The 26,671-nt window shown below is 69.6% G+C and carries 22 protein-coding genes and 5 pseudogenes; 11 read left to right on the plus strand and 16 right to left on the minus strand.

Translation table 11 applies throughout. The features are described from left to right. Positions 1–32 precede the first annotated feature (32 nt). Both FCI23_RS59265 and FCI23_RS59270 read left to right on the plus strand, forming a co-directional pair. A pseudogene (locus FCI23_RS59265) lies at positions 33–284 on the plus strand (response regulator); the annotation flags it as partial. Then, positions 283–388: pseudogene (locus FCI23_RS59270) on the plus strand (ATP-binding protein); the annotation flags it as partial. The pseudogenes FCI23_RS59265 and FCI23_RS59270, both read left to right, overlap by 2 nt. Positions 389–392: 4 nt before the next feature. Here the strand turns inward: FCI23_RS59270 and FCI23_RS04915 are convergent. Next, entirely contained in the window at positions 393–1,442 is a 1,050-nt protein-coding gene (locus FCI23_RS04915) for an NAD-dependent epimerase/dehydratase family protein (protein WP_136722189.1), read from the minus strand. Positions 1,443–1,965: 523 nt separating this feature from the next. Here FCI23_RS04915 and FCI23_RS04920 point away from each other — a divergent pair. Further along, positions 1,966–3,261 (plus strand): molybdopterin-dependent oxidoreductase, encoded by a 1,296-nt coding sequence (locus FCI23_RS04920; RefSeq protein WP_136722190.1) that lies wholly within the window; start codon positions 1,966–1,968, stop codon positions 3,259–3,261. Between the two features lie 2 nt (positions 3,262–3,263). Then, positions 3,264–3,767, plus strand: coding sequence for a hypothetical protein (locus tag FCI23_RS04925; RefSeq protein WP_136722306.1), 504 nt, complete (start codon positions 3,264–3,266; stop codon positions 3,765–3,767). 382 nt (positions 3,768–4,149) lie between these two features. Here FCI23_RS04925 and FCI23_RS04930 read toward each other — a convergent pair whose 3' ends face one another. Then, positions 4,150–5,730 carry a YncE family protein gene (locus FCI23_RS04930; RefSeq protein WP_136722191.1) on the minus strand — a complete coding sequence of 527 codons (1,581 nt, stop codon included), beginning with the start codon at positions 5,728–5,730 and terminating at the stop codon, positions 4,150–4,152. Between the two features lie 469 nt (positions 5,731–6,199). Then, positions 6,200–6,838: pseudogene (locus FCI23_RS04935) on the minus strand (IS6 family transposase); the annotation flags it as partial. 17 nt (positions 6,839–6,855) lie between these two features. On the opposite strand from FCI23_RS04935, the gene FCI23_RS58140 reads away from it, so the two are divergent. Continuing rightward, positions 6,856–7,536, plus strand: a complete 681-nt coding sequence (locus tag FCI23_RS58140; protein ID WP_211265208.1) for a hypothetical protein — start codon at positions 6,856–6,858, stop codon at positions 7,534–7,536. A 525-nt stretch (positions 7,537–8,061) separates the two neighbouring features. Here the strand turns inward: FCI23_RS58140 and FCI23_RS04945 are convergent. From FCI23_RS04945 to FCI23_RS56150, 3 genes are all read right to left on the minus strand, one after another. Beyond that, positions 8,062–9,294 (minus strand): S53 family peptidase, encoded by a 1,233-nt coding sequence (locus FCI23_RS04945; protein ID WP_136722192.1) that lies wholly within the window; start codon positions 9,292–9,294, stop codon positions 8,062–8,064. Positions 9,295–9,782: 488 nt separating this feature from the next. After that, positions 9,783–11,996 (minus strand): glycosyl hydrolase family 18 protein, encoded by a 2,214-nt coding sequence (locus tag FCI23_RS04950; protein ID WP_246143347.1) that lies wholly within the window; start codon positions 11,994–11,996, stop codon positions 9,783–9,785. Between the two features lie 484 nt (positions 11,997–12,480). Then, entirely contained in the window at positions 12,481–12,642 is a 162-nt protein-coding gene (locus tag FCI23_RS56150) for a hypothetical protein (protein WP_169316676.1), read from the minus strand. Between the two features lie 1,024 nt (positions 12,643–13,666). Here FCI23_RS56150 and FCI23_RS04955 point away from each other — a divergent pair. Next, entirely contained in the window at positions 13,667–17,182 is a 3,516-nt protein-coding gene (locus FCI23_RS04955) for a choice-of-anchor D domain-containing protein (RefSeq protein ID WP_246143349.1), read from the plus strand. A gap of 277 nt (positions 17,183–17,459) precedes the next feature. On the opposite strand, the gene FCI23_RS04960 is transcribed toward FCI23_RS04955, so the two are convergent. Genes FCI23_RS04960 through FCI23_RS04980 form a run of 5 tightly spaced genes read right to left on the minus strand, consistent with a single transcriptional unit; the run spans position 17,460 to position 21,638 of the window. Next, on the minus strand, positions 17,460–17,906 hold the full coding sequence (locus tag FCI23_RS04960) for a Fur family transcriptional regulator (RefSeq protein ID WP_136722194.1): 447 nt from the start codon (positions 17,904–17,906) through the stop codon (positions 17,460–17,462). A gap of 1 nt (position 17,907) precedes the next feature. Continuing rightward, complete coding sequence (locus FCI23_RS04965) at positions 17,908–18,813, minus strand: metal ABC transporter permease (RefSeq protein WP_246143351.1); 906 nt, start codon at positions 18,811–18,813, stop codon at positions 17,908–17,910. After that, positions 18,810–19,739 carry a metal ABC transporter permease gene (locus tag FCI23_RS04970; protein ID WP_246143354.1) on the minus strand — a complete coding sequence of 310 codons (930 nt, stop codon included), beginning with the start codon at positions 19,737–19,739 and terminating at the stop codon, positions 18,810–18,812. Before FCI23_RS04970 ends, FCI23_RS04965 begins: the two co-directional genes overlap by 4 nt. Then, complete coding sequence (locus FCI23_RS04975) at positions 19,726–20,658, minus strand: metal ABC transporter ATP-binding protein (protein WP_136722195.1); 933 nt, start codon at positions 20,656–20,658, stop codon at positions 19,726–19,728. The genes FCI23_RS04970 and FCI23_RS04975 overlap by 14 nt, the downstream gene beginning before the upstream one ends. Positions 20,659–20,660: 2 nt before the next feature. After that, entirely contained in the window at positions 20,661–21,638 is a 978-nt protein-coding gene (locus FCI23_RS04980; protein ID WP_136722196.1) for a metal ABC transporter solute-binding protein, Zn/Mn family, read from the minus strand. 259 nt (positions 21,639–21,897) lie between these two features. On the opposite strand from FCI23_RS04980, the gene FCI23_RS04985 reads away from it, so the two are divergent. Both FCI23_RS04985 and FCI23_RS04990 read left to right on the plus strand, forming a co-directional pair. After that, the gene (locus tag FCI23_RS04985; RefSeq protein ID WP_136722197.1) at positions 21,898–22,200 is read left to right on the plus strand and encodes a hypothetical protein; all 303 of its coding nucleotides are present in this window, start codon (positions 21,898–21,900) and stop codon (positions 22,198–22,200) included. Positions 22,201–22,254: 54 nt separating this feature from the next. After that, positions 22,255–22,554 carry an ArsR/SmtB family transcription factor gene (locus FCI23_RS04990; protein ID WP_136722310.1) on the plus strand — a complete coding sequence of 100 codons (300 nt, stop codon included), beginning with the start codon at positions 22,255–22,257 and terminating at the stop codon, positions 22,552–22,554. 19 nt (positions 22,555–22,573) lie between these two features. On the opposite strand, the gene FCI23_RS04995 is transcribed toward FCI23_RS04990, so the two are convergent. Both FCI23_RS04995 and FCI23_RS05000 read right to left on the minus strand, forming a co-directional pair. Next, positions 22,574–23,224, minus strand: coding sequence for a TIGR03943 family putative permease subunit (locus FCI23_RS04995; RefSeq protein ID WP_246143356.1), 651 nt, complete (start codon positions 23,222–23,224; stop codon positions 22,574–22,576). Positions 23,225–23,323: 99 nt separating this feature from the next. Continuing rightward, a pseudogene (locus tag FCI23_RS05000) lies at positions 23,324–23,782 on the minus strand (permease); the annotation flags it as partial. Between the two features lie 65 nt (positions 23,783–23,847). Between FCI23_RS05000 and rpmF the strand changes: the two are divergent. From rpmF to FCI23_RS05015, 3 genes and pseudogenes are all read left to right on the plus strand, one after another. Continuing rightward, positions 23,848–24,018, plus strand: coding sequence for a 50S ribosomal protein L32 (gene rpmF, locus FCI23_RS05005; RefSeq protein WP_136722199.1), 171 nt, complete (start codon positions 23,848–23,850; stop codon positions 24,016–24,018). A 7-nt stretch (positions 24,019–24,025) separates the two neighbouring features. Continuing rightward, positions 24,026–24,289 (plus strand): annotated as a pseudogene (locus FCI23_RS05010) (GTP-binding protein); the annotation flags it as partial. A gap of 66 nt (positions 24,290–24,355) precedes the next feature. Next, positions 24,356–24,736 (plus strand): hypothetical protein, encoded by a 381-nt coding sequence (locus FCI23_RS05015; protein WP_136722201.1) that lies wholly within the window; start codon positions 24,356–24,358, stop codon positions 24,734–24,736. Positions 24,737–24,986: 250 nt separating this feature from the next. On the opposite strand, the gene rpsR is transcribed toward FCI23_RS05015, so the two are convergent. Genes rpsR through FCI23_RS05030 form a run of 3 tightly spaced genes read right to left on the minus strand, consistent with a single transcriptional unit; the run spans position 24,987 to position 26,663 of the window. After that, the gene (gene rpsR / locus FCI23_RS05020) at positions 24,987–25,229 is read right to left on the minus strand and encodes a 30S ribosomal protein S18 (protein WP_136722202.1); all 243 of its coding nucleotides are present in this window, start codon (positions 25,227–25,229) and stop codon (positions 24,987–24,989) included. 25 nt (positions 25,230–25,254) lie between these two features. Beyond that, on the minus strand, positions 25,255–26,409 hold the full coding sequence (locus FCI23_RS05025) for a CobW family GTP-binding protein (RefSeq protein ID WP_136722203.1): 1,155 nt from the start codon (positions 26,407–26,409) through the stop codon (positions 25,255–25,257). After that, positions 26,409–26,663, minus strand: a complete 255-nt coding sequence (locus FCI23_RS05030; protein ID WP_136722204.1) for a type B 50S ribosomal protein L31 — start codon at positions 26,661–26,663, stop codon at positions 26,409–26,411. Before FCI23_RS05030 ends, FCI23_RS05025 begins: the two co-directional genes overlap by 1 nt. Positions 26,664–26,671 lie beyond the last annotated feature (8 nt).

Genomic DNA, 26,671 nt, shown 5'->3' on the forward strand with positions numbered 1-26,671 from the left:
CCTGCCGCGACCCCGGTGCGAGACTCGACGCCGTGAGCACCACGACAGGAGAGCCCAAGGCCCGCGTCCTTGTGGTGGACGACGACCCGACCGTTTCGGAGGTCGTCGCCACCTACCTGGACCGTGCCGGTTTCACAGTGGACCGGGCCGCCGACGGCCCCTTTGCCGTGGCCCAGGCCGCCGCGATCCGGCCTGACCTGGTCGTGCTGGATCTGATGCTGCCCGGTTTGGACGGGTTCGAGGTGTGCCGCCGCATCCGGCAGGAACAGGGCGTTCCGGTGGTCCGACGGCTGCGGCGGCATCCCGCCGGAGGAACTGCCCCGGGTCTTCGATACCGGCTGGCGCGGCCCTCCCCGTCGCGGTGTGAGGGCCGGTGCCGGCCTGCGGTGCGGTCAGCCCCGCAGCGCCGCCGACGCGAACTCCGCCACCCCGTCCACGAACCGGACCTCCGGTTTCCAGCCCAGATCGTCCCGGAGCCGCCGCGATGACGCCGTGATGTGCCGGACGTCCCCCAACCGGTACTCCCCGGTCGTCACCGGTGCGTGGCCCCCGCAGGCACGCGCCAGCGCGGCGGCCAGTTCGCCGACCGTGTGAGGCTCGCCGCTCCCCACGTTGTACGCGCGCAAGCAACCCTCGGAGACCTCGCCCGCACCCGACAGCGCCAGGACGTTCGCGGCGGCGACGTCCGTCACATGCACGAAGTCCCGCCGCTGCCCGCCGTCCTCGAACACCCGCGGTGCCTCTCCCCGCGCCAACGCCGAACGGAACAGAGACGCGACCCCCGAGTACGGGGTATCCCTGGGCATTCCGGGCCCGTAGACATTGTGATACCGCAACGACACCGCGTGCCCGCCCACCGCACGCGCCCAGGCGGCGGCCAGGTGCTCCTGGGCGAGTTTGGTGGCCGCGTACACATTGCGTGGATCGGCAGGCGCGTCCTCGTCCACCAGCCCCGGCGCCAACGGCTCGCCGCACCGCGGGCACGGCGGCTCGAAGCGGCCGGCGTCCAGTTCGGCCCCCCGGCGCGGCCCCGGCCGCACGATGCCGTGCCGCGCGCACTCGTACCGCCCCTCGCCGTACACCACCATCGAACCGGCGAGCACCAACCGCCGCACTCCCGCCCGCGCCATGCCCGCCAGAAGCACCGCCGTACCGAGGTCATTGCACCCCACATAGTCGGGCGCATCGGCGAAGTCCTTGCCCAGCCCAACCATGGCGGCCTGATGGCAGACCGCGTCCACATCCCTCAGGGCCTCCTCGACCGCCGCCCGGTCACGGACATCGGCCTGCCGCCATTCCATCCCCTCCGGAACGGGCGGCGCCGTACGGTGCGCAGCGGGCAGCAGCGCGTCCAGGATCCGAACGCCGTGCCCCGCCGCGGTGAGAGCGGTGACGACCTGCGAGCCGATGAAGCCCGCCCCTCCAGTGACAAGTACCAGCATGAGGCCGACATTACGGACCCGCGCCGCCTCGCAGAGTGTTCCGTGCCCGGTCGTCAGCGGTCCGTAAGGAATTCAGGCGGCACTCGGCGTATCCGCGCTCGCCGCCCGGGCCGGCAGGCCAAAGACGACAGCGTAGCCCAACATGGTGAACACGCGTCACACGCCGCTGACGCCGCCGAGCGATCCACGACCGTCCTTGCCGGACCGGACGCCGGTACCGGCATGGCGATCACCGACCCCGCGGCCGCCGGGATGCGCCCGGACGAGTGCAATCTGTGCGGTACGCAGTGCGATCGCCGGTGGTGCTGAGAGCTCCGACCGGCACCCCGGTCTATGAATAGCAGGGTGATCGCGGCCGCCTGAATCCCGCTCAGGGCGCGGCTCTGTGCGGAGGAGACGGTTGGTGGGAAGCGGCGGACGGCCTTCGGCCTCCGGTTCAGCGGGGACACCGAAGCCCCCGAAAGACGGCGAGACGCCTTCACGGCGGCGATTCCAGCAGATCGCCGCAGCCGCGGCAGCACGGATGAAGACGACGGTGGGGCGGATCAGCGAGACGCCCCCGCCCCCGGGGCCCTTTCGGCGCGGGTTCTGGCGCAGTCCGATCCGCGGTCCGTGGCTGACGTCGGTGTTCGGCCTGGTGTTGCTGGTCGGCATCCCGGTGCTCTTCGTGACCGGCGCGCTGTCCTACGCCGCCTACAACCCCGATCTGGGCCCGCTCAACGACCAGACCCCCGACAAGGGCCTGCTGGGCTTCTACCTGTTCGACTGGCCCACCCACCCGTATTGGCTCTACCGGCTGACCCAGGGCGTTCATGTAACGCTGGGCGCGGTGCTCGTACCCGTACTGCTGGCCAAGCTGTGGTCGGTCATCCCGAAACTCTTCGAGTGGCTGCCGGTGCGGTCGATCGCGCACGGACTTGAGCGGCTCTCCCTCCTGCTGCTCGTGGGCGGGGCCATCTTCGAGTTCGTGACCGGGATCTTCAACATCCAGCTCTTCTACATTTTCCCCGGCTCCTTCTACACCTTGCACTTCTACGGCGCCTGGGTGTTCATCGCCGCGTTCGCCGTCCATGTGAGCCTCAAGCTCGGCCGGATGACCCGAGCGCTGCGCTCCCGCAACCTGCTCGCGGAGCTGCGCACTGACCTCGCCCACACCCGGCCCGAGCCGCCCGACCCCGACGGTCTGGTCCCGGCCTCACCGGCGGCACCGACCATGTCACGGCGCGGCGCCGTGGGCCTGGTGGGGGCGGGATCGCTGGCCCTGCTCGTGGTCACCGTCGGCCAGAGCATCGGCGGCCGCCTGCGGAGCACCGCTCTGCTCGCCCCGCACAATCGCAATCCGGGCAGCGGGCCGAACGGATTCCAGATCAACAAGACCGCCGCTTCCGTCGGCGTCACCCCGGCCCTCGTGGGCCCCGTCTGGCGGCTGGAAGTGCACGGCCGAGGACCGGCCCTGGTCTTCACCCGCGGGCAGCTGCTGGCGATGCCCCGGCACGCGGCCGCGCTGCCGATCGCCTGCGTGGAAGGCTGGTCCACCGAGGACCAGCTCTGGAGCGGCCTGCGCCTCGCCGACCTCGCCGCCCTGGCCGGCCTTCCGGACGGCGGAAGCGTCCTGGTGGAGTCGGTGCAACAGCCGGGCCCCTACAGCTCGGTCATGCTGCGGGGCAACCAGATCCACGACCCGCGGTCCCTGCTCGCCCTCCAAGTCAACGGGGCTGACCTGTCGCTCGACCATGGCTTCCCGGCGCGCATCATGGTCCCGGCCAACCCCGGTGTGAACAACACCAAGTGGGTGCACCGGCTCACCTTCAGGACGTGACCATGGCCCGCCTCGCCCGCTGGTACGGCTCGAATCCCCTGCACCTGCTGGTCCTTGTCTGCTCGTTCGCGGTCACCGCGTACGCCGGCGTGCGGCTGTTCGCCACGCGGCCCCTCGAAGTGGCGATCTGGTTCGTGGGGGCGGCGATCCTCCACGACCTGATCCTGCTGCCCCTCTACTCCCTCGCCGACCTCTCGGCGCGTTCCGTCCTGCGACATCGTGGTGACGCCGTGCCGGCCGTTCCGTTGATCAACTACCTGCGCGTGCCGGCGTTCCTTTCCGGCGTGCTGCTGCTGGTGTGGTTCCCCCTCGCCTTCCGGCTGCCGAGCCCCTACCCGGGCGCCACCGGACTCTCCTACGACATCTATCTCGGCCGCTGGCTGATCATTACCGCTGTCCTATTCGGCGCCTTCGCGCTGGCCCTCGCGCTGAAGCTGCGCCGCATCCACCGGGCGGCCCGCGCCAACGAGGAGAAGTCCCCGCCCGGCAACGGCGGCAAGCCATGATCGTCGACGACCACACCCCGCAGAGGGCAGACTCCTACGCTGAGGCCCTGCACATCGGTCGTGGACCGCTTTGTCAGCTGGCGTGGGGGTCTCCTGCCGGGGATCGGTTGTGCGGGGCGTGGGGGATTCGGCCGTGGTTCCTCCTGCGGTCCGAGGTGGTGCTTCCCGGCGTCCGTGGTGCCGGGACCGAGTTCATGGAACCGCGCTGCCCGCCTTCGTGGCGAGGGCGCACCGACGGCGCACTCGGGCGGGCGGCGTCACAAGGAAGCGCTGATGCCGGCCGGAACTGGTCGCGTCGGGCCTCAGGGCAGAGACGGCGACCCGCGCCGTTAGGTTGACGGAGGAGACGCGGGCCGCCTGTCGAAGCTGGTCGGCTGCTTGATCACTTCGACTGGGAAACTCCGGCTGGTTTCGGTTTTTTCGGTGCGAGCACGCTCCCGCGAGCGGTCGGCTCCGATTGGGGCGGAGTTCCGGGTTTGAGGGTGACGGAGGTGTAGTGGTTGGCGAAGAAGTACGAGTAGGACAGGCCTTCGTCGATGTTGCCGAACTCGTTGGTCTTCATGGTCATCAGCGCGGTCGTGCGGGTGCCGTCGCTGGCGTAGGCGGTGACCTGCTGGTTGGGCGTCAACCCGTCGGCACCGATGGTGACTTCGTCGATGCCCGGGAGCGCCCGGATCAGGGCCGTGCCCCGGCCCGAGCTACCGAGGATGCGCAGGGCGAAGTGCTGCGTGCGCATGTCCAGACCTTGCCGGCTAAGGTTGGATGTGCTGGTGGCCGGAGTGCTGCGCGCCACGTACACCAGCGCCATCGGCGATTGGCCGATGTGAAGGGTCTTGATCACCGAGTTCGTGTGCGTGTCGATGACGTCGACCGCGTCGGAGTTCTGCAGGGCGACGTAGATCCTGGTGTTGTCGGGGCTCGGCCAGATGCCGTGGGGACCATAGCCGTTGTTGTGGATGGTCTTCACCAGCGTGGGCGGCGTCCCGTTGTGCGACCGGCGGTACACCAGGGTCTCGTTGAGGCCGCCCACGGTCTGGTAGGCGTAGTCGACGCCGCCGACCGTGACGAAGTTGGGGTGGTTGGTGCGCGGCCCGGTGGACAGCACCGCTTCCACGCGGCTGGTGTTTGTGTTGACGACAGCGGTGGTCCGGCCGTTCTCGGGCATGCCGAGCCAGACATCCCGGCCGTCGGGTGAGATGGCCTCGTCGGAGGACCCGCCAGCCTCGGCGGGGATCGGCACGCGCCTGATGATGCGGCGGGAGGCCACATCGATCACGTCGAGCACCTGGGTGCGCAGGTGGTTGACGTAGGCGAGTTTGCCGTCGGGGCTGAAGACCACCTTCGACGGCGCGTCCTCGGTGTGGATCCGGTCGACCTCCTTGCCGGCCCGCCAGTCGATCACCGAGACGTAGTCCTGGCCGCGCACCGCCACCCAAATCCGGGTGCCGTCGGGCGAGAAGAATCCCTCGTGCGGCGCCCGGCCGACGTAGACGGTACGGACCACCTTGTTGGTTGCGGTGTCGATGACGTGGACGGCGTTGGTGGTCACGTCGATCACGTTGAGCCACTTTCCGTCCCGGGAGAAGCCTAGGCCGTGTACGTCGATCTGCCCGTCGTACATCGCCCCCAGCACGTCCGCGCTGGGACTCAGCCGCGGCTTGCCGAAGGGTATGGTGCCCAGCACCGTGTTCGTCGCCGGATTGATGACACTCACCGTGTTGGAGGCCTGGTCGGCGGTGTACACCCGGTCGTTCCCCGATATCGGCTGCGCCCCCGGCAGCGCCGGGGCTGGGATCAGCGTGCCATGCGGTGAGGAGCTGGCGTTCAACCCCACCGCGGCTCTCGGCACCGGACCCGGGTGGGAGGTCATGGATTCGTGCGTCCCGGTCGTCGCGCACCCCGCGATCGACGCGTACACGACCGCCGCCACGAACGCGCCGGCTGAGCTGGACTTTGCATGCATGCTCGCTCCTTGTGGTCACGTCGCGGCCGCAGACGACCGCGTCGAGAGCTGCCTCCTGCGCTTGGCGGCTACGCCGCGCGGCGTAAGAGGTTGCGACAGGGACAAGGCGCTGCGTTTATCAAAGGCCGCTGGCGAGAGCAGCGCCTGTCCTTCGCGGTGCTGAGGCCACCTCCTGCGACTGCAGGCACGCATTCTTGAAGGCGTGATCGATGACGCCTGGCGTCGGTCGCCTGAGTCATCGTCGAACATTAAGGAATCTAACGGACACTTTCGGCATGTTCACCTTGGCCGGAGGGTTTCACTCGGATGGCCGTCTGTCGGCGAACGGCGGGACAAGGAGTAAGCCTGGATCCAACGCGTGACGGTTGGTTGGGAGGGCACCCGGACGCGGAGAGGCGTTGTCAAGTTGGCTGGGGTGTGGCTGGTTGAGGGTGTGTCGGGGGGTGGTGGGGTCGGTGTCGGTCTTGGGTCAGGCCGCCGTGGGCAGGGCGGTAGTGCCGGTGATTCGGTCCCAGATCGCGAAGCGGATGAGCATCTCGGTGCGGTAGTCGGTGGCGGTAAGCAGGTGGCGTCGGGGTCGGAAGTGTGGCGAGATCTGACTGAGCGCCGACAGGAACTGTTGGGCTGCCCGGGGTGAGCGGAAGCCCTTCATGGCGCGTTCTCGCTGGCGGGTGGGTTGCTGGGAGTTCTCGGCGCGGTTGTTCAAGCCCTTGTGGGAGCGGTGCTCCACCGAGGGCATCAGCGCGCGGTGGGCGGTGCCATAGCTCTTGAGCTTGTCGGTGACCATCACCCGGGGCACTCGGCGTTGCCTCTTCATCAGCTTGGCCATGAACCGTCTGGCGGCCTTGGCGTTGCGCCTGCTCTGGACGAGGATGTCCAGGACATTGCCGTCCTGGTCGACGGCGCGTCACAGGTACTGCCGCACGCCGTTGATCTTCAGGTAGACCTCGTCGAGGTGCCACTTGTCGCCGGCCTGGGGCTTGAGGCGGCGCAGTCCGGCCGCGTACTGGGGGCCGAACCTGGCGCACCACTGCCGGATCGTCTCATGGGAGACGATGATCCCTCGGGCGAGCAGCAGCTCCTCGACCTCACGGAAGCTCATCGGGAAGCCTGGCGCCCCGCGCCTTGGAAGGCATCGGCCAGTCGCCCACGACCGACCCGCCCTCTAGCGAGACGCCTCCACAGAGCTGGGACGACATCGCCGAGCGCTGCGGCACGACGGGCACCGCCGCCGCGCGCAAAGCCCGGCATGTGGCCGAGCGGGCGAGGTATCGGGAGGCCCTGGAGAGGAGGGCCGAGCACCGCAGCAAGGCCGTGGTCGTCGTCCGCGACGGCCACCAGGTACTGGTACCCGCACCCCGCGCCGACGAGATCCCGTCCGGGTGGCACATAGCAGGTGGACAGGTCCTCGACCCGGCCACTGGGCAGGCCGACCCGCAATGGCGGGTCGCCACCGACGGCCGCCTGATCCTCATCACCCCCAGCGACCAGCGCACCTACGACGAACTGGCCGCCGCCCAGGTGGGCTTCCATGCGGTGGAGGTTGATCGCGGCGGCGCTGAGCACGTGGGCGAGGCCGGTCTTGGCCTGCGCGGTAGCGGCTGTGCCGGATGTTGGTGGTGTGGACGGCTTGGAAGAATGTTCCCTCGACGCCAGCGCACTTGCGGTTCCTCATGGGGGTGCAGGGTCAGCCGCCGGGTGAAGGCGGTGGGGCAGGAGAGGCGGACTAGGCAGATGCGGCAGCCGTACTCGGGGAAGATGACCACGACGCGCGGGTGCCCGTTCATACGTGTGATGCCCCAGTAACGCGGACAGGTTGCCGACTTCGCGTCCCAGTCGGTGGCGAAGTCGGTGAGCGCGAAGCCCCTGGTCTCGCGGGTCCGCCGATCGCTTGCAGGTGGGAGCGGGCCGACCAGGTCAATGCCCTGCGCGCGGGCGGCCTGGATGATGGCGGCGGAGGTGTAGCCGCCCGGTGGCACCGGGCCCGGTCCACCCGTGTGGGCCTCCTCGTCCGGGACGAGGGCCGGTCGGCCCCTGGTGAAGCTGTGGACCGACGAGGCGCGTTATGGCGAGGGCTGGAATGCGTTGTTCTGTCGCCGACAACGGCCTGACGTACGGGCCCGGCTTTCACGGAGCGCAGCCGGGCCGGCTGCCTGGGGATGCGATCAGTCCATGCTGATTCGCATGCGCGGGATCCGTACGAGAACCCGGGGGGTGGTCGGCGGGTCGTCCGGGACCAATCCGGCGCGGGCGGCGGTACTGCGCGCGGTCGCCACGGCGGGCCGCCTGGATGGTGCTCAGGCGGCCCGCCCTGCGGACGGATCGGCGCTGTCAGCCGGTGAAGGCGCTGACGCCGTTCGGGGTGCCGAGTCCGGAGGGGCCGTCGTAGCCGCTGGTGGCGGTGCAGAGGTAGGTGACCGAGCAGGTGCCGTTGGAGCCGCTGGCCACGTCGTTGAGCGCGGAGGTGTGCGCGTACGGGAAGGACGCCGGGGTCGAGCCGGAGGAGGGGGTGCCGGCCAGGGCGTAGACCGAGGCGATCAGGGGGGAGGAGACGCTGGTGCCGCCGAAGACCATCCAGCCGCTGCCGGCCGCGTACGTGTCGTAGACCGCGACGCCGGTGTTGGGGTCGGCGACAGCGGAGACGTCGGCGACGGTGCGCTTGGCGCAGCCGCTGTCGGTCTGCCAGGTGGGCTTGGCGTCGTAGGAGGAGCAGCCGGAGCCGGCGCCGCTCCAGACGGTCTCGGTCCAGCCGCGGGTGTTGGAGGCCTTGGTGAGGGAGGTGCCGCCGACGGCGGTGACGTACTTGGAGGCGGCCGGGTACTCCACGCCGTAGCCGTTGTCACCGGAGCTGACGGTGATCGCCACGCCGGGGTGGTTGAAGTAGCTGCTGTCGTAGGTGGAGTCGGAGGTGGACTCCGAGCCGCCGTAGCTGTTGGAGACGTACTTAGCGCCGAGCGAGACGGCGGTGTTCACGGCGGTGCCGAGGTTGGTCATGGTCGCCGAGGTGGCCTCGACCAGCAGGATGTGGCACTGGGGGCAGGCCGCGCTGACCATGTCCAGGTCGAGGGATATCTCCTCGGCCCAGCCGGAGTTGCCGCGCGGCAGGGAGGTGGTGCTGCCGGTTTGTCCGACCTTCTTGAAGCAGCCGTTGGCGGTGGTGCACGCTGTGAGGCCGTACTGCGAGCGGTATACCGCGAGGTCCGACTCGGCGCTCGGGTCGTCGTAGGCGTCGACGATCGCCACGGTGCGGCCGGATCCCGCGGTGGACGACGGCAGGGCGTAGGCGCTCTGCAGATCGCTCGGGCCCAGTCCGGAGGGTGTGGCGGCGGGGGTTACGGGCTTGCCGGCGGTCTTGGTCGTGTTCGCTGCAACCGTAGGGCCGCTGGTGACCTGTAGGGCGCTACACGCCATGACGTTCCGCTGGGTCGGCAGGGCGCAGGCACGGGCGGTGCTCACGTGGTGGGCGGTCGCGGGTGCGGAGTGCGCGCTGGCGGGGGTGGCGACTGCGAAACCGGAGAGCGCCAGTGCGGCCGCGGCGGCGAAGGAGAGGACGGATCTGCGCAACGTACTGCCTCCAGAAGTGGGTGGTTCAGAAGCCGTGCGGGGGCGCGGCCGGTGCGGGCCGGGGTGACTTCCGTACCGGGTAGGCGGATTGGGTGGGAGAAGGGGATTCGCCGAGAACCTAGAGGTGACGGGCTCACGCCAACAAGACTGGCGGCGGAACCTTTGCCTACGGCCCAGATTCTGGGTCAAAAACTTGCGCGTTGATGACGCTGTACCAGGTATGAACTCAGGGCGTGGTGATCTGTGTGCTTTCTGTGCGGTGGCTGTCAGAGCCCGGGGAACGCCTGCTTGGCGGCGTCGACCGCACGGGGCACGTCCCTCGGCTGCCGCGGCCGCAGGCTCTCGGTCTGGGCCGTGGTGAGGCGGGCCTCATAGGCCCACTGCTTGGGCTACTTGCCGGTGGTCGTTGGTGGGGCCGCCTAGTAGTTGGGTGCGGCGGATGGGCAGGCGGGGGCGACCCCGCCTGCCCGGTACGGCTTCAGTGCTTCCTAGCCGAGACCGTTGCTGAGGGCGGTCACGAGTTCGCCGTTGCTCGTATCGCCGCTGAACTCCCAGAAGAACGCGCCCCTGAGGCCCTGGTTCTTGGCGTAGGTCATCTTGCCGGCGATGGTGGACGGAGTGTCATAGCTCCACCAGTCGCTGCCGCAATGGGCGTATGCGGTGCCGGCGACGGTGCCGGTGGCTGGGCACTTGGTCTTGAGGACCTTGTAGTCCTCGATGCCCTGTTCATAGGTGCCGGCCGCGGGTCCGGTCGCGGTGCCGCCCGGCGCGTCCTGGGTGACGCCTGTCCAGCCTCTGCCGTAGAAGCCGATGCCCAGGTTCATCTTGCTTCCCGGGACGCCCTTGGACTTGAGCTTCTGGATGGCGGCGTCGGAGTAGAAGCCCGCGGTCGGGATGCCGCTGTAGGAGTACAGCGGGGAGTGCGGGGCCGTCGGTCCCTGTGCGGCCCAGGCGCCGAAGTAGTCGTACGACATGACGTTGTACCAGTCGACGTACTGGGCGGCGCCCCCGTAGTCGGCGGCGTCCAGCTTGCCGCCGGAGGAGCCGTCGGCGGTGATGGCAGAGGTGACCAGGTCACTGCCGAACTTGCCGCGGAGCGCGGACATCAGGTTCGTGTACGCCGCCGGGCCGCTGGTGTCACAGGACAGGCCACAGGAGTTCGGGTACTCCCAGTCGATGTCGATGCCGTCGAAGACATCCGCCCAGCGCGGGTCCTCGACCAGGTTGTAGCAGGAGGTGGCGAAGGCGCCCGGGTTCGCCGCGGCCTGTGCGAAGCCGCCGGACCATGACCAGCCGCCGAAGGACCAGATGATCTTGAGGCCCGGGTGCAGCTTCTTCAGTTCGCGGAGCTGGTTGATCGCGCCGGCCACCGGCTGGTCCCAGGTGTCGGCGGTGCCGTCGACGCTGTTCGCGGCGGTGTACGTCATCTGGTAGTCGGCGTAGGCGTCGCCGATGGCGCACTGGCCGTTGGTGACGTTGCCGAAGGCGTAGTTGATCGTGGTGAGCTTCGACGCGCTGCCGGAGGTCTCGATGTTCTTGGGGAAGTACTGGCGGCCGTAGACGCCCCAGTCGGCGAAGTAGCCCATTTTCACGGTGCTGCCACCGCCGCCACTGCTGGTTCCGCTGGTGGTCACGGTCAGGACGCCGCTGGAGGGGCCGACCTGGTTGGCGGTGTCACGGGCTTTGACGCTGTAGGTGTAGGTGGTGGCGGCGGTCAGTCCGGTGTCGTTGTAGGTGGTGCCGGTGACCGTGGCGATCTTGGTGGTGCCGCGGTAGACGTCGTAGTTCTGGACGCCGTGGTCGTCGGTGGCGGCAGTCCAGTTCAGGGTCAGCGAGGTACTGGTGACATTGCTCGCGCTGGGTGTGCCGGGCGCCGAGGGCGGGCTGTCCGTGCCGCTGCCTGCGGTGGTCACGGTCAGGACGCCGCTGGAGGGGCCGACCTGGTTGGCGGTGTCACGGGCTTTGACGCTGTAGGTGTAGGTGGTGGCGGCGGTCAGTCCGGTGTCGTTGTAGGTGGTGCCGGTGACCGTGGCGATCTTGGTGGTGCCGCGGTAGACGTCGTAGTTCTGGACGCCGTGGTCGTCGGTGGCGGCAGTCCAGTTCAGGGTCAGCGAGGTACTGGTGACGTTGCTCGCGCTGGGTGTGCCGGGCGCCGATGGCGGGCTGTCCGTCGTGCCGCCGCCCGATGGGCCGACGAGGGAGAAGTCGTCGGCGTAGTACGCCCCCTGGGAATACCAGCCGTGGACCCAGATCGTGACCGAGGTCGTGCTCGCGCCCGTGGTGAAGCTGGTGCTGAGCAGCTGGTACGAGGTGGTCGTGACCCAGTTCGACGGGTCGGTGCCGCCGGTGCCGGTGGCTCCGATGTAGACGTAGGCGCCCTGGACGTAGCCGCTCAGGGTGTACGCGGAGCCGGGCTGGACGGCCACCGTCTGCGAGCACTGGGCATTGTCGGAATCGGTCGGCACCGCCTTGAGGGCGGACGACCCGCCGTGCACGGGGCTGGACACGGTGCTGCCGCTGCCCGCCGTGCAGGTCCATCCGGTAAGGCCGGACTCGAAACCGGGGTTGGTGAGGATGTTCGTGTCCGCGGCGTGCGCCTGGGCCGTGAGCCCGACGGCGGCGAGTGCGCCGATCGCGCAGACGGCGACGAGGCGCCGAAGAAGGGTCAGCCGATGCCGTGATCTGTGACTGTCAGGTTTCAAGGGAATTCCTCACGTCGGGTCCGGCCGGGATGGGGGCAGAAGAAGACCTGGGCATGACACGGTCACCGTGTGTCAGGGATCGTAATTGGTATGGACCAATGGGTCAATGGGTCCGGGCGCCGTGGGGCGTTCCCGGACCGGTTCGCCTGAGATCGCGGCCTCCAGCCCTGGGCCTCTTTCCTGCTCGGCCAGGCCCACGCGATCCTGGCCTGTGTCTTTGCCGCCGCGGCCCTGAATGGCGCGACTGTGTATCTTTCGCCGTCATCGAGCCCGCCAACCATCCGGTCCGCGTCCTGGGGGCGGCCGGGCCGGAAGGGGTTCCGGCCCGGCCGCAATTCAGCCGGGCGTTAGAAGGCCCCGGTGCCGTTGGGGGTGCCGAGGCCGGTGGGGCCGTCCCAGCCGGTGCCTGTTGGAGGCGGTGGTGAGGTGGGTGCTGCCAGCCGGTCGGGCGTCGCCGGGTTCGCGTCGTCGTCCCACCGCGCGATCAGGGCCCCACCTCGGTCCGCTCGGGCGCGGGCGTGGCGTTGTACCAGTTGATCGCGAATGCCGGATATACAGAGGCCATGACAACCCCTAGTCCGAGGACAAGGGCGGCCGCACCGACGCCCGCGCCCTTCGACGACGATCCCGCGTTCCAGAACGACACGGTCAACTTCCTCGGCCGGGCCGCCGGAGCTTGGCGGCATCACAGAGACCACACGTACCGAACCCGCTGGCCTCGACCGGCAACTGCCGTCCATCCGATGAGAATTCGCCCTTCGGATGAACGGCTGCTGCAGTGTGATGACCCGAGGGCTTGAACGCAACCAGCCCCACAAAGCAGGGCATATAGTCCAGGTGCGTCCCAGTCGACCGCTGCGATGCACACCACCGGTGCAGCCTGCTGCCCGCATGGGCACTGTCGGCAGAGCGGTTCTCCCCTAAGTCGCGTGTGGTGGGCGAAATCGGCACTCCGGCGGCCTCCGCGGCCTGGTGCGCCGACGGCACGAGCAGGACCCGGACGCACTCCGGGCTCTCCTGCCGGTGTGACGCCCGCGCCGGCCAAGTGCGCGGCGGCGGGCCTGATCAGCGGCGCGCTGGAGTGACCGCTACGGCGCCTGGCCGGAGTTCGGCGCACATCTCATCGCAGCCGATGGCCTCGGTGCACCTGCCGAGGCCGTTCCGGCTGTTGCGCGTCCGGCCACCGGAACGCCCTGTCCGCTTCCCGGGATCGTGAGTTGCCAGAAATCCTCGCCTTCTCACATGGAATCTTGCAGAAAACCATTCGCTTTTAACAGAGATGCGTCTAGATATTGCGGGCCCAAGTCGTACGGGTTACGTTGCCTTCCGCTGATGTCCCCTGAACTCCCCATGTCGCGAAGCGCAGTTCCCCACCCCCTCACCTGATCCCCCACCCAACGAGCCCCACCGCACGGCCATACCGCGGACACCTGTCGCGCCGCCCCAGGCGTCGTCGCCTGCCCGCACACCCGCCGGTGGGAGGTTTCGCGTGCCCGGCGTCACCACGCCACCGCGCACCGAACCGCAGTTGTGCGCCGCGTCACTCCTCACCCTCATCAACCGTGGGGCGCCGGAAACGCAGATCCGGCATCCCGTGCCGAAGGGAGCAAGAAGTGTTCCAACCCATGAGAAGGCTGAGGCGAGCGGTCGCCGTGGGAGGTGCCAGTGCGTTGCTGGCCTCCGCCGGCGTACTCGCCCTGACGGCAACGCCCGCTGCCGCCGCCTCCACCGCCACCGGCGGCAGCGGCGCGAGCCTGCCGTACGCCGAGGTGCAGGCGGAGAACTCCGCCACCAACGGCGCCGCCATCGGCCCGAGTTACACCCAGGGCCAGCTCGCCGACGAGGCGTCGCGCCGCCAGGCGGTGACTCTGCAGGGCACCGGCAAGTACGTCACTTTCACCACGCCGGTGGCGACGAACTCGATCGACTTCCGGTACAGCATCCCGGACACCGCGGACGGCTCGGTCTACAGCGCCCCGCTGTCGCTGTACGTCAACGGCACCAAGCAGACGAACTTCAGCCTCACCAACGCTTACAGCTGGTACTACGGCAGCTACCCGTTTACCAACTCCCCGGGCAGCAACCCGCACCACTTCTACGACGAGGTGCACCGGCTGTTCAGCACGACCTATCCGGCCGGCACCACCTTCAAGCTGCAGGTCGACTCCGAGGACACCGCGTCCTCCTACACCATCGACTTCGCGGACTTCGAGAACGTCGGCGCGGCGCTGCCGCAGCCCTCGGGTTCGGTGTCGGTGACCAGCAAGGGCGCGGACCCCAGCGGTGTGGCCGACTCGACCAGCGCTTTCAACGCGGCGATCAGTGCGGCCGGCCCCGGCGGCACGGTGTGGATCCCGCCGGGCTCGTTCAACATCCCCGGCCACATCGCCGTCAACAATGTGACGGTGGCAGGCGCCGGCATGTGGTACTCGACGGTCACCGGTACGGCACCGGGCTTCTACGGCAACTCCGCGCCGTCGCCGAGCACAGGCGTGCACCTGCAGAACTTCGCGATCTCCGGCAACGTCCAGGAACGCAACGACGGCGCGCAGGTCAACGGCATCGGCGGCGCGATGAGCAACTCCAGCGTCTCGAGCGTCTGGATCGAGCACATGAAGGTCGGCGCCTGGATGGACGGGCCGATGGACAAACTGACCTTCAGCGGCGTGCGCATCCGGGACACCACCGCGGACGGCATCAACTTCCACGGCGGCGTCACCAATTCCACCGTCACCAACAGCGATCTCCGCAACACCGGTGACGACGGCATCGCGACCTGGGCGGACTCCAGCCTCGGCGCAGACGCCTTCGACACGATCTCCAACAACACCGTGCAACTGCAGATACTGGCCAACGGCATCGCGATCTACGGCGGCCACGACAACACCGTCAGCGGCAACCTGGTACGGGACACCGGTATCGCCCAGGGCGGCGGCATCCACGTCGGGCAGCGCTTCAACTCCACCCCGGTCGGCACCACGAACATCACTGGCAACACGCTGATCCGCAACGGCAGCCTCGACCCGAACTGGCAGTTCGGCGTGGGCTCGCTGTGGTTCGACGCCAGCCAGGGCGCGATCACCGGCCCGATCAACGTGACCAACATGGTGATCCAGCAGAGCCCGTACGAGGCCGTGCAGTGGGTCGAGGGTACGATCAGCGGCGTCAACCTCAGCAACGTCACCATCTCCGGCACCGGCACCTTCGCCCTGCAGGAGCAGACCGGCGGCGCGGCGACGTTCAACAACGTCACGGCGACCGGCGTCGCCACATCCTCGGAGTCGGCGACGTCGTCGTCCGCGGCCTACAACTGCGAAGGATCGAACTTCGTGGTGACCGATGGCGGCGGCAACTCCGGCCTCACCGGCTCGTTCTGCGGCCCGTGGCCGGCCCCGATCTACCCGCCCTACCAGGACTCGGTCAACGTCAGCCCCTCCGCACTGGACTTCGGTGCCGTCGCCACGGGTGCGACCAGCGCCGCGCAGAACGTGCTGGTCAACAACCCGACCGGCTCGGCCGTACCCGTCTCCTCCATCACCGTCAGCGGTGACTACGCCCAGACCAGCAACTGCGGATCGTCCATCCCGGCTAACGGCTCCTGCACGGTCAGTGTCACCTTCACTCCGACCGCGAGCGGTACCCGTACCGGCACCCTGACCGTCAACGCGGGCGGATCGAACAACCCCGTCAGCCTCACCGGCACCGGCACGGCGCCCGGTCCGGTACTGAACGCCAACCCGGCGAGCCTGTCCTTCGCCGGTACGGTCGTCGGCTCGTCGGCCGCCGCGCAGGCGGTGACCATCAGCAACACCGGCACCACCTCGGCGACCGTCTCGGGCGTCTCGGTGACCGGTGACTTCAGCCAGACCAACAACTGCTCCACCATCGCGGTGGGCGCGTCCTGCACGGTCAACGTCACCTTCACCCCGACCTCGGGCGGGACCCGTACCGGCTCCCTGAGCGTTGCCAGCAACGCCAACAACGGCCCCACCACCGTTGCCCTCACCGGCGCGGGCATCGACAGCACCACCAACCTCGCGGCCGGCACGCCGACGTCGGCGAGCTCCAGCAACGGCACGTACGTGCCCGCGAACCTCACCGACGCGGACGCCTCGACGTACTGGGAGAGCGCGACCGGCTTCCCGCAGTGGGCGCAGGTCGACCTCGGCAAGAGCTACAGCGTGGGCAAGGTCGTCCTCAGGCTCCCGCCGTCGACGTCCTGGTCGGCCCGTACCGAGACCCTGTCCCTGCTGGGTTCCACGGACGGCACCAACTTCAGCACCATAGTGGGCTCGGCCGGGTACACCTTCGACCCGGCCGCCAACAACAACACCGTCACCATCACCTTCAACGCGACCGGCGCGCGGTACGTCCGGGCCAACATCACCGCCAACTCAGGTTGGAACGCGGGCCAGTTGTCGGACTTCGCGGTGTACCCCGCCGCTAGCGGCGGCACGTCGTCGGCGACCCTGTCGACCAGCCCGAGCTCGCTGACCTTCGCCAGCCAGACGGTCAACACCAAGAGCACCGCGCAGACCATCACGGTGAGCAACACCGGCACGGCGTCCGCGTCGGTCTCCGGTGTCGCCACCACGGGTGACTTCGCGCAGTCCAACAACTGCGGGACGTCGATCGCGGCGGGCTCCTCCTGCGCCGTCAACGTCACCTTCACCCCGACCGCGTCCGGCACCCGGACCGGCAACCTCACCATCACCAGCAACGCGTCGAACAGCCCGACCACGGTCGCGCTGACCGGCACCGGCGCCCCGACGAACACCAACCTGGCGGCGGGCAAGGCCACCAGCGCGTCCAGCTACACCCAGACGTACGTCTCGTCGAACGTGACGGACGGCAACCAGAGTACCTACTGGGAGAGCGCCAACAACGCCCTTCCGCAGTGGGTGCAGGTGGACCTCGGCTCCTCGAACAGCGTCAGCCGGATCGTCCTGCAGCTCCCCGCCGGCTGGGGCGCTCGCAGCCAGACGCTGTCCGTCCTGGGCAGCACCGACAACAGCACCTTCACCACCCTCGTGGCGTCGGCGAGCTACACCTTCGACCCGACCACCAACAACACCGTCACCATCACCTTCCCGGCGACCACCCGGCGCTACTTGCGGGTGAACGTCACCGCCAACTCGGGCTGGCCGGCCGGCCAGCTCTCGGAGTTCCAGGTCTGGAACTCCTGATCTGACCTCGTACGATCACCGACGGTGCCGCCGGGCGCGCAATATGCACCCGGCGGCACCGCCGCGTCCGCGCCGGCCACCGGGACCGACGCATGCGGCTGTCGTCCCGGGTGCGACTGCTGTGGCTGAACCCTGGAGGTAGCTCACTTGTTGTCAGCCAGGCGGTGGGCAGTTCGGCCAAAGGACTGTCGGTATGGGGCTCAGGCCCATCGAGGCGGGTGGGTCATCCGCAGCGTTTGTCCGTCGGCGAGGTGGTGGGCGGGGGCGGGTGGTCTGGTCAGGTCGTGTTGTCGGTGTGCGTGGTGTGCCTGACGTGCGTGCAGTCGGGGCAGGTGCCGGTGAGTTCGACGGTGTGCTGGACGTCGGCGTAGCCGGATGCCTCGGTGATCTGGGCGGCCCATGACTCGATGAGGGTGGCGTCGACGGGCTGCCCGAGGCCGCAGGTGCGGCACAGCAGGTAGTGCTGGTGTTGTTCGCTGGGGCGGTAGCGGAAGAGCCGTTCGCCGCTGGGGTCGCGGACCATGTCGGCGCGGCCTGCCTCGGCGAGTGCGGTGAGGGTGCGGTAGACGGTGCTCAGCCCGACTCGTTTGCCGGCGGCCACCAGCCGGGCGTGCAGGGATTGGGCGCTGGCGAAGTCGTCGCTGTGGATCAGGGCGGTCAGTACGGTGGCGCGCTGTTGGGTCCGGCGTCCGATCAGGTCCGCGGCGGTGCGGTCGTCGTTCATGTCAGACCGCCGGGGCAGGGGTACGCCTGCGGAGGCCGGTGGCGAAGGTCGCGGCGTATACGGCGGTGGCGGCGGCCAGGATGCCGAAGCTGGGCGGCATGCTGGGTACCGCGTAGCTGATGCCGAGTCCGGTCCACATCTCGGCCACCGCGAGGGCGGCGGACAGGGCCAGGGCCCGGTAGGGGCGGTCGGTGAGGCGCCCGGCGGCTCCGGCGGGGGCGGCGAGCAGGCCGAGGATCAGCAGGGAGCCGACGGCCTGGGTGGCCTCGGCCGCGCAGGCGCCGACCAGGGCCAGGAAGCCGAAGCCGAGGATCCGTACGGGCACGCCCCGGGCGGCGGCGACGGCCTCGTCGACGGAGGCGAACAGCAGCGGCCGGGCGATGGCCAGTATCGCCACGCAGATTCCGGCCGCCACCAGTGCGGCGGTCAGGGCCTGGGCGGCGGACAGGCCGAAGATCGATCCGAAGAGTACGTTGACGCCGGCGCTGCCGTTGGCCGCGCTGCGGGAGGTGGTGTAGAGGGTGAGGAAGAACGCTCCCAGGCCAAGGATCCAGGAGAAGACGCTGCCGATGGCCACGTCGTCGGTCCGGCCCCGGCTGCCGAGGGTACCGAGCAGCAGGGCGATGACGATGGTGGCGGCGAACAGGCCGACGCGCAGGTCGTAGCCGAGGGCGAGGGCGGCCAGGGCGCCGGTGAAGGCGACATGGCTGAGCGCGTCGCCGGTGAAGACCTGGGCGCGCAGCACCAGGAAGTAGCCGGTCAGGCCTGCCGCCGCGGCGATGGCGGTACCGGCGAGCAGTGCGTGCTGGAAGAAGGGGTGCCCGAACGCGGCGGCCCACCCGGGGGCGGCGGCCAGCACGGTCGTCGTCATGCCGGAGCTCATGCCGGGGCTCGTGCCGGGGCTCATGCTTGGCCTCCTGCGGGCACTGGTGACGGTACGAGGCGGGGGCGCCGCCGGGCGGCCAGCCGGCCGAGCCGGGCCAGGACGTAGGCGGCGAATGCGAAGGTGGTCACGTAGAACCCGATGGGATAGGGCGAGTAGTAGGCGGTGATCAGGCCGAGCCAGGTCACGGCGAGGGCGATCAGCACCGACAGTGCGAGGCTCACGGCGGGGCGGGCGGTGAGGGTCTGGGCGGTGGCGGCGGGTATCACCAGCAGGGCGAAGACCAGCAGGGTGCCGGTGATCTGGCTGGCCTCGGCGGCCGCCGCTCCCAGCAGGACCAGGAACGCCGTGGACAGCAGGCGCACCGGCACTCCGCGCGCGGCGGCGACATCGGGGTCGACGGAGGCGAACAGCAGCGGGCGCCCGATCGCGGCGAGCACGGCCAGGACGGCGGCCGCCACGGCGAGCAGTATCCAGACCTGGGTGGTGGTGATGCCCAGGAAGCTGCCGAACAGCAGTGAGGTGACGCCGCCCAGCAGCCCCTTGTACAGGGCGGCGAACAGGAAGCCGCAGGCGAGCAGGAACGCCTGGACGGTGCCGGTGAGCGCCGACTCGTGCCCTTCGGCGTCCCGTCCGGCGCGCGGGATCGCGGCGATGACCAGGGCCGCGGTGACGCAGAAGGCGAAGTAGCCGTAGGTGGCGCTGACGCCGAGCAGCGTCGCGCCGGCGGCGCCGGGGAAACCGACGGTGGCCAGGGTGTGCCCGGCGAAGCTCTGCCGCCGCAGCACCATGAACCAGCCCATGACGCCGGCCGCGACGGCGACAACCGTGCCGGCCCGGAAGGCGTTGACCATGAAGGGGTACGCCCACATCTGCTGCAGGTCGGTCACCGGGTTCCAGGACCAGGCAGGGTAGGCGTCAGCGAGATTCGCCAGGTCAGCCGGCAGCACTGCGGCCTCCCTGCCCCGGCACGGCGTGCCGGTCGGTGTGCAGGGCGGGGGCCTCGGGCTGTCCTACGACCACGAGGCGGCCGTCGGAGGTACGCAGTACCTCGATGGGTGTGCCGTAGAGCCGGGACAGCGTCTCGGAGGTGATGACCTGCTCGGGGTGGCCGGCGACGGCCCCGCCCTCGGCGAGGTACACCACCCGGTCCAGGCGGGCCAGGATCGGGTTGACATCGTGCGCGACCATGATCACGGTCACTCCTTCCTCCCGGCATATCCGGCCGACGAGCGCGGCCACGGCGGCCTGGTTGGGCAGGTCGAGGCTGTCCAGCGGCTCGTCGAGCAGCAGCAGTTCCGGGCGGCGTACGAGGGCCTGGGCGATGAGCAGCCGCTGCTGTTCGCCGCCGGAGCACTGTCCGATCGGCCGGTTCGCGTACGCGGACGCCCCGACCAGCTCGATCACCTCGGCGATCCGCTCCCCTGCGGCCTTGCGGCGGGCGCCGGACCGCCCCGGTAGCGGCACGCCCCAGCGGTCGCCGTCCCAGCCGAGCCGCACTATGTCGGTGCCGCGCATGCGCAGGGAGGCGTCGAAGCTGCGGCGCTGCGGGAGGTATCCGACCCGCTGCCCGGCCTGGCCGGGCCGCTCGCCCAGTACTCGCACCTCGCCGTCGGCCGGTGCCAGCACCCCGAGCAGGACCTTCACCAGGGTGGATTTGCCGACTCCGTTGGGGCCGAGTACGGCGACGAACTCCCCGGCGCCGACGTCCAGATCGACCCCGGACCACAGGGTGCGGCCGCCGACCCGCACCGCCGCGCCGCGCAGCGCCACCACCGTGTTGGCGGCGGGCTGCGCGGGGGCGGGCGCCGGGGACCGCGGGGCCGGGTGGTGGAGGGCGGCCTCGCGGGCCCGCGCTATCGGGTTCATGGTCACTTCCCGGTGGCCTTGGCCAGGGCCTGCTGGATGCCCTGGAGCTGGCGGACCTGCCAGGCCTGGAAGCTGGCGCCGGCCGGGGTGAGGGTCTCGGTGACGGTGGCCACCGCGATGCCCTTCGCCTGGGCGGCCTTCACCTGGGCCTGCACGTCCGGGGTGGCGTTCTGGCTGTTGTAGACGTAGACCTTGATCTTCTTGTTGGCGATCTGCTGGTCGATGGCCGCCTTGTCCTTGGCGGTGGGGTCGGTGCCCTCGCTGATCGCGGTGAGGAAGGTGTCCGGGGTGAGCATCTTCAGCCCCAGCCCGGCGGCGAGCGGCGACACGATCGATTCGGAGGCGCCGATCGGGGTGCCCGCGTACTTGGCCTTGATGCCGGATATCAGCTGGTTGTACGGGGCGAGGGTGGTGGTCTCGTAGGTGTTCTTCAGCTTGTCGAAGTCGGCGGCGTCGGCCGGGTCGATCTTCTTGTAGTCGGCGGTGATCTTCTCGATGACCTGGTGGACATTGTCCGGGGAGTACCAGCGGTGCGGGTTGCCGCCGGGCTTGATGCCGACCAGGTCGCCGACGTTGAGGTCGTTGCGGCCGCTGACGGGGTTCGCGGCCAGCAGCTTGTCGGCCCAGGTGTCGTAGCCGATGCCGTTGACGATCGTGTACTGGGCCCCGGCCACGGTGCGGGCGTCGGACGCGGTCGGCTCGTAGCTGTGCGGGTCCGCGTCGGGGTTGTTGATGATGCTGGTGACCTTCACATGGCTGCCGCCCAGCTGGGAGGCGATGCTGCCCCAGAAGTTCTCCGCCGCCACCACCTGGATCGTCTTCCCGCCTCCGGAGCCGGCGGACGAGGCAGTGGAAGAGGCACTGCCCGAGGAGGACGAGGTGGAGCAGGCGGTGGCCGCTATCGCGGTTATGGCCGCGACACCACCGAGGGCGAACCGGGACGACCGGCGAACAGCGGGACGGGACGGGGCAGCGCTCATGAAGCGGGATCTCCTCAACCAAGCCGGGCCGCGACAGCGATACCGGCACTTCGGGACACCTCCCACGGTAGATGGCAATGACTTTCAAAACCATAGATCAGTTGGTAGATATGAAAATCGTTGCCGTTTTTTGACCACCTACCCGAAAGTGCTTCGAGGGCTACGCGGTGGCAATACATGCAGGAATCGCTATATGCTAATGTCGCCATGAATTGACCGACCGCCAGTTCTCCTGGCGGTGCGAGTGAGGAGTTAAGTGATGTCCACTGCCGTTGACCACTGCCCCCATGCCGGCCATGAGCACGTCCACGGTGACGGCTGCGGCCACGTCGCGATCCCGCACGACGACCACACCGACTACGCGCACGACGGCCACATCCACCGCGCGCACGCCGACCACGTCGACGAATGTGCCGGGTCGGAGCACTCGGTGCACGACCGGCACGCCCATGAGCACGGCCCGCAGTGCGGGCACGTCGCCGTGCCGCACGACGACCACACGGATTACGTGCACGACGGGCACCGCCACGCGTCCCACGAGGGTCACTGGGACGACCACTGACCACCTCAACCCTAAGTGAAATTCGTTGTCACATGCTAACGTGCGCATGTGACGATGATTTCATCCCCGGACGAACCCATACAGGCCCTGCATGCCGCCAGTGAACTGCTGCGGGCCCTGGCCTCGCCCGTTCGGCTGGGCATAGTCCGCGAGCTGTCCGGGGGCGGTAAGCATGTCCATGAACTCGTCACCGCCCTCGGCGTGAGCCAGCCCCTGGTCTCCCAGCACCTGCGCGTGCTGCGCGCCTCGCGGATCGTCACCGCCCGCCGCCAGGCGCGCGAGATCGAGTACTCCCTCACCGACGACCACGTCGCCCACATCGTCCTCGACGCGATCCGGCACGCCCAGGAGTAGCGGGGCGCCTCCGGCTGGATCAGGGCGTCGTAATTCTCGCGAGGTCCTTGTAGGGGTCGCCGGGCTCGGCGATGCGCTCGACGGTGGCGGTGTCCAGGGCCGGGCGGGCGGAGTCCGTGCCGATCTTGCCGGTGGGGCGCCAGGTGCCGGTGACCGTCACCCAGGCGTCGGAGGGCAGCGCGGTGGCGCCGTGCATCTCGACCTTGAGAGCGGTGGCGTCGGCGGCGCAGCAGGTGACGATCAGCCGGGTGAGGTACCAGGTGCCGTGTGAGCCGGGGGTGACGAAGCCGGTGAGCCGTACAGTGCGGCCGCGAAGCGACGTGCCGGTATCCCAGTCGGCACGGGAGCTGAACTCGCTCACCGACAGGGCAAGGGGGTCCTCGGCCGACAGGGCGGGGAAGGTCCCGGCGCCGGAGGTGGTCGCGGTGTCGTCGCGGGAGGCGGTGTACGAGCCGAGAGCGGGAGGGGCGAAGAGCAGCAGCAGGAGGGCGGGCACGTAGAGCAGCCACGCGATACGCGGGCCCTTGGTGTGGTCGTGCCCGTGGTCGTCGTGGTCGGGGTGCGCGCCGTGTCCGGGCTCGTCGCGGCTGAAGGGGAAACCGTCACGGGCGGCGGCGATCACGCCGAGCACGACCAACAGCACGCCGGAGGCGATGAGCAGAGGCCGCACGCCGGCCTTGACGTAGCGCAGATAGAGGTCGCTGAACAGGGCGATGTGCAGCAGCCCGGCGCCGGTGAGGAGGAGCCAGCAGCACCTGGAAGTTGCGTTTCACAGCAACCACCACCCCACCAGCACGCTGCATCCCACGGCCATGAACCAGGTGGCCGTCGAGAAGCGCAGCGCGAAACCCCGCCCGAAGGTGCCGGACTGCAGGGCGATGAGCTTGAGGTCGATCATCGGCCCGACCACCATGAAGGCGAGCCGGGCGGTGGGCGAGAACCCGGTGAGCGAAGCGGCGACGAAGGCATCGGCCTCGGAACAGATCGCGAGGATCACCGCGAGCCCGGCCAGTGCCGGCACGGCCAGCCACGGCGAGTCGGTGAACGTCCGCAGCGCCGAGTGGGGCACCGTGACATTGAAGGTCGCCGCTGCTGCCGCCCCGACGGCGAGGAAGCCCCCGGCATGCAGGAAGTCGTGCTGCAACGAAGTCCGGAACTCCTCCAGTCGCCCGGCACGCGGGGCGTGCCCGGCAGGCCCCTTGGGCAGCCGCAGCCACTCCTCGCGGCCCCAATGGAAATGGATTCCGTTTTCATATACTCTGGGATTCCCCGAACCGAGGAGGCCCCGAGGCCATGGCTGTACCCAAGCGGAAGATGTCCCGCAGCAACACCCGGCACCGCCGCGCGCAGTGGAAGGCCAGCCCGCCCGCCCTGGTCCCCATCGCCGTCGACGGCTCGGTGTACCAGGTGCCGCGCAGACTCGTGAAGGCCTATCAGCGTGGCCTGTTGGCCCCGGAGGGCTGACTGCGCCATGGTCGACCGTCTGCCCGTCACCGTTCTGTCCGGCTTCCTGGGCTCGGGCAAGACCAACCTGCTCAACGATCTCCTCAGCAACCGCGAGGGCCTGCGTGTCGCGGTCATCGCCAACGACTTGAGCGCGGTCAATACCGATCCAGCGCTCGTGCGCAGGGGCGCCGGAGCCCTGTCGCCCACCGAGGAGCGCCTGGTGCAGATGACCAACCGGTACATCTACTACGGCATCGACGACACCTGCGAGCACGAACATCACCTGTCCGAACACAGTCCGCGCCCAGCAGCCGCCGCGCTGCAGCCCTGAGCCGCCCCCAAGGAGGCGCAACTGATGAGCCGTCCCTTCACGCTGATCGTCTGCCGCGCCGGATGCGACGGACCGGCCGCCTCGGCCGTCATGGAAACCCTCAGGGACGCACTGCGGACCACTCCCCACGGTGTCCTGGTCATCACCTCGTGCCTCCACGGTGTCCTGCGCTGCGACGCCTTCGGCCCGTACGGGCGCGGGGCCCGCGGACTCTTCGCCGTGGCGCAGCCCTGCGACACCGATCGCCGCCCCCATGGAATGCCCACCCGGCTGGGCCCCATCACCGGCCCCGCCGACGCCGCGGCGGTCGGGGCCTGGCTGCGCGCGGGCCTGCCGGACGACGGCACCCTGCCCGAGCGACTGCGGGCCGCCCCGCCGCCCCGAGCAGTCGCTCGCCTCAACTGACGCCGGTAGCTGCAGCCGGAAGAAGCCGGCAAGGTGCCAGGTACCAGGTACCAGGCCGTCTTTGGCGAGCAGCGCGGCCGGGCCGGCGTTGGCCACCACCGGCCCGGTTCGGCGGGTCACCGTCGTTGAACTCCTGGACGACGGCGACCCGGACGGTCGAAGCCCGCGTTGGGGCCCTGGCTGTGTCGCCTTCCTGTTCCCGGGGAGCCATGGTCCGAGTGCCACCTCCTGCCGGGTGGTAATCGGACGCTCACTTCGCGGAGGAGTAGGGCAGCAGTGCCATCTCGCGGGCGTTTTTGATAGCGCGGGCCAGTTGCCGCTGCTGCTGGGCGGTGACGCGGCTCACCCGTCGGCTGCGGATCTTGCCGCGATCGGAGATGAACTTCCTGAGCAGGTCAATGTCCTTGTAGTCGATATAGGTGATCCTCGCCGCGTCGAGCGGGTTGGGCCTGGTGGCACGGGGCTTGACGGAACGGTTGCCGTGTTGGGCCATGGGGTCCTTGCCTTTACGAGAGCCTTTACGGGACTGGGTCGAGGAGGGAGTCGAAGGCGGGCGGCAGGTGCTGCCATGCCGTGCGTCCTCCGGCGTACTCGGCGTCGGTCAGGAGGCACGAGTCGAGGAGCTCGGCCAGGCCCTGGCGGTCGAGTCCGGGGGAAGTGAAGACGAGGTGCTGGCAGCAGTCCCCGTGCTCGGGATGCCAGTCCAGTGCCGCTGCCGCCCGGCGCAGGGGCGGGACCATCTCCCAGGCCGCGTCCGGGAGTGAGGCCAGCCACGGGCCGGCGCTTTCCACGCACAGCGCCCCGCCCGCAGCCTCCCAGGACAGCAGGGTGTCCGGGCGGTCGGCCAGCCAGAAGCGGCCCCGGCTGCGGGCGGCGGCGCAGGCCAGATCCTCCAGCGCCGCATAGAGACGTTCCGGGTGGAAGGGCCTGCGCCGCCGCCAGACGAATGTGCTGACCCCGCAATCGTCCGCCTCCTGCGGCAGGAGAGCGCACGCCGGATCCTGCCGGCCGGCGGCGGCTTGGACATCGAATCCGGCGAAGGCGGCCTCCGCCAGTGCGCCCGAGCCGACGGCCACGTGACGGGCCGTCGGATGCAGCTGCGCCAGCAGCGCGGTGTCCGCCTGGTCCGCCTCCTCACCGGCCACGAGGGCCAGGACGGGGGCGTACTCCAACTGCCGTGCCCAGGTGTCGGCGACGGTCCGCCGGTCGATGCGGGCAGTGGCGAGCCCGACCTCCGCCAGGTCGTCGCCGTTGCCGAGGTAGGGCAGGAGCAGTGCGGGGTCGACGGCCGTCATCACACAGGTGAGGTCCAGTGCGTCACCGCCGTGGGCGGTGATGACCTCGGCCATTGTCTGGGGCTCGACGGAGTCCCACAGCTCGACGACGGCGAGCCTGGCAAAGCCGTCGGCGGCAAGCCGCTCCAGCTCCGGGACCAGGTCCTCGCGCAGCGCGCAGCAGGCGCAGTCGTTGACGAGTTCGGTCTCACCGACGCTCAGCTCGCCCGAGGCGTCGCGCACGGTGCGCCGCACTGTGCCCTCGGCCGCCGTGGACAGGTCGTGGTGCAGGGCCATGCTGCCGGGGACGCTCCGCAGGAGCCGCTCTACGACCTCCCCGCGGGCCTCGGAATGCAGGCCGCCGACGATGACGACGGGCAGTTTCCCGGTCGCCTCCATCAGCGGGCCTCGCGCCGGCCGTAGCGCCGTTCGAAGCGCTCAACGCGTCCGGCGGTGTCCAGGACCCGTGCCGTGCCGGTGTAGAAGGGGTGGCTCGCCGAGGAGATCTCGACATCGATGACCGGATAGGTGTTGCCGTCCTCCCAGTCGATCGTCTTGTCGCCCGTGGCGGTGGACCGGGTCAGGAAGGCGTAGTCGGCGGCCTTGTCGCGGAAGACGACAGGTCCGTACGCGGGGTGGATTCCGGGCTTCATTCAGGGGC

This window comes from Actinacidiphila oryziradicis, from assembly GCF_005047355.1.
Taxonomy (GTDB): domain Bacteria; phylum Actinomycetota; class Actinomycetes; order Streptomycetales; family Streptomycetaceae; genus Actinacidiphila; species Actinacidiphila oryziradicis.

What these genes read in the sequence shown, in the direction of transcription:
- FCI23_RS04915 (WP_136722189.1), bottom strand. Translation starts at nt 1,442, where the DNA reads ATGCTGGTACTTGTCACTGGAGGGGCGGGCTTCATCGGCTCGCAGGTC.
- FCI23_RS04920 (WP_136722190.1), top strand. Translation starts at nt 1,966, where the DNA reads ATGAAGACGACGGTGGGGCGGATCAGCGAGACGCCCCCGCCCCCGGGG.
- FCI23_RS04925 (WP_136722306.1), top strand. Translation starts at nt 3,264, where the DNA reads ATGGCCCGCCTCGCCCGCTGGTACGGCTCGAATCCCCTGCACCTGCTG.
- FCI23_RS04930 (WP_136722191.1), bottom strand. Translation starts at nt 5,730, where the DNA reads ATGCATGCAAAGTCCAGCTCAGCCGGCGCGTTCGTGGCGGCGGTCGTG.
- FCI23_RS04960 (WP_136722194.1), bottom strand. Translation starts at nt 17,906, where the DNA reads ATGAACGACGACCGCACCGCCGCGGACCTGATCGGACGCCGGACCCAA.
- FCI23_RS04965 (WP_246143351.1), bottom strand. Translation starts at nt 18,813, where the DNA reads ATGAGCCCCGGCACGAGCCCCGGCATGAGCTCCGGCATGACGACGACC.
- FCI23_RS04975 (WP_136722195.1), bottom strand. Translation starts at nt 20,658, where the DNA reads ATGAACCCGATAGCGCGGGCCCGCGAGGCCGCCCTCCACCACCCGGCC.
- FCI23_RS04980 (WP_136722196.1), bottom strand. Translation starts at nt 21,638, where the DNA reads ATGAGCGCTGCCCCGTCCCGTCCCGCTGTTCGCCGGTCGTCCCGGTTC.
- FCI23_RS04985 (WP_136722197.1), top strand. Translation starts at nt 21,898, where the DNA reads ATGTCCACTGCCGTTGACCACTGCCCCCATGCCGGCCATGAGCACGTC.
- FCI23_RS04990 (WP_136722310.1), top strand. Translation starts at nt 22,255, where the DNA reads ATGATTTCATCCCCGGACGAACCCATACAGGCCCTGCATGCCGCCAGT.
- rpmF (WP_136722199.1), top strand. Translation starts at nt 23,848, where the DNA reads ATGGCTGTACCCAAGCGGAAGATGTCCCGCAGCAACACCCGGCACCGC.
- FCI23_RS05015 (WP_136722201.1), top strand. Translation starts at nt 24,356, where the DNA reads ATGAGCCGTCCCTTCACGCTGATCGTCTGCCGCGCCGGATGCGACGGA.
- rpsR (WP_136722202.1), bottom strand. Translation starts at nt 25,229, where the DNA reads ATGGCCCAACACGGCAACCGTTCCGTCAAGCCCCGTGCCACCAGGCCC.
- FCI23_RS05025 (WP_136722203.1), bottom strand. Translation starts at nt 26,409, where the DNA reads ATGGAGGCGACCGGGAAACTGCCCGTCGTCATCGTCGGCGGCCTGCAT.
- FCI23_RS05030 (WP_136722204.1), bottom strand. Translation starts at nt 26,663, where the DNA reads ATGAAGCCCGGAATCCACCCCGCGTACGGACCTGTCGTCTTCCGCGAC.